This is a genomic window from Sandaracinobacter sp. (genome assembly GCF_041909755.1).
Classification (GTDB): domain Bacteria; phylum Pseudomonadota; class Alphaproteobacteria; order Sphingomonadales; family Sphingomonadaceae; genus Sandaracinobacteroides.
Map to the genome: position 1 here is coordinate 1 of NZ_JAYRCW010000175.1, position 1,516 is coordinate 1,516.

2 protein-coding genes are annotated in these 1,516 nt (G+C 68.7%); one reads left to right on the forward strand and one right to left on the reverse strand.

What is annotated here, in order from left to right:
• A partial coding sequence (locus tag ACE3O8_RS13585; RefSeq protein WP_374390602.1) for an SCP2 domain-containing protein occupies positions 1–488 on the forward strand: 488 nt, incomplete at its 5' end.
• Between the two features lie 15 nt (positions 489–503).
• Here the strand turns inward: ACE3O8_RS13585 and ACE3O8_RS13590 are convergent.
• A complete protein-coding gene (locus ACE3O8_RS13590) occupies positions 504–1,397 on the reverse strand; it encodes a beta-1,6-N-acetylglucosaminyltransferase (protein WP_374390604.1) in 894 nt (297 codons plus the stop codon).
• Positions 1,398–1,516 lie beyond the last annotated feature (119 nt).

Here is a 1,516-nt window from a genome sequence, read left to right on the forward strand (position 1 = left end):
GAGCCCGGAGCCCGCCGATGAAAATCCCCGCCTTCACCCTGCCCGGCCCCTTCGCCCGCGTGGGCGCCCGCCTGCCGCAGCTGCCGCCCACCCTGGCGCTGGTCACCGGCCTCAACCTGGCCCTCGACCGCCTGCTGCCCCGCGACACCCTGGAACCCCTCACCGGCAAGCGCCTGCTGCTCAAGGTGACCGACGCCGGCATGGCGCTGCGCTTCACCTTCGGGCCGCGGGGCTTCAGCCCGCTGTTCGACGGGCACGACCCGGATCTCACCATCTCGGCCAAGACCCGCGACTACCTGGCCCTGGCGCTCCGCGAGGAAGACCCGGACACCCTGTTCTTCAGCCGCCGCCTGCTGATGGAAGGCGAGACCGACCTGGGCCTGCTGGTCAAGAACACGCTGGATGCGGTGGATTGGGACGGCGTGATGGCCAAGCTCGCCGCCCTCAGGCTGCCCGGCGCCGCCCAGCTCTTCGCCCGCGGGCACTAGGCCCGCCGTCGGCCCTTAGCCGACGATCTCGTCCAGCCGGTCCAGCACCGCAGCGTCCACCGCCACGTCGAACTTGCGGGCGAAGTGGGCGGTGGATCGGGCGATCGCCGGCAGATCGGCGCAGCCCAGGGTGCGCGGATGGGGCTCGCCTGCCACCCAGTCGATGTAGCGCAGCGGGTCGTTCGCCACCTTCAGCCCAGGGTCGTTGGCGAGGATGGTCTGGATGTAGGACTCGTCCGGGCAGATCACCCGGTAGCGCTCCTGGCGCCGGTAGTGCTCGGCAAGGCCGCGCTGCTCCCGGTGAAAGCGCAGCAGATGCTCGGCCGCCTTGCCGTTGGCGCAGAACCACTGGCTGCCGAAATAACAGCGGAACGCCTCTGAAAACGGCGTGAAGTGGCGTGTCAGCAGCGGATGCTCCAGGGTGAAGAAGCGATCCGCCGGCGCGCCGCCAAACAGCGCCGCCACATGGAAGCGGAAAGTCCGGTAGCGCCGGAAGTACATCTTGTCGGCGGGCTCCCGGCGGCGTTCGTAGCTGATCTCCCGATGCTCCACAAAGGCATCGAAGGGGCTCGCGGCCAGATCGGCGAGAATCTTCTCCGCCGGCTTCACCGGATAATCCGCCGCGCTCAGCAGCACGAACCAGTCGGGCGGATTGGGCCGGGCATACAGCACCTCGATGCCGCGCAGGGTCGCCTCGACGATCGAGAAGCGCCCCCAGCCGGTCACCTCGTGGGGCCGCACGAATGAAAAATTTGCGCCAAAGCCCCGGGCCGGCAGGTCAGATTTCGAAAAATCGTGGTGACAGACGATGGGTGGCGCGTCGAACATGCGGTCGAGCGTGCCGATCAGGCGGCGGACCTGCGGCGTGTTGGCGTGGGTCAGCAGGACGAAGCCGATTCGTTGGGGCATGGCGTGAAGCGTGATTGACGGGCAGCAGGCCGCTCAAGCATAACCCGAGCGCCCGCCCGGCGGCACGCGCGCCAACGACCCGCTAGAATTGCGACAACCCGCCCAATCTCCGGCCCCAT

What these genes read in the sequence shown, in the direction of transcription:
- ACE3O8_RS13590 (WP_374390604.1), bottom strand. Translation starts at nt 1,397, where the DNA reads ATGCCCCAACGAATCGGCTTCGTCCTGCTGACCCACGCCAACACGCCG.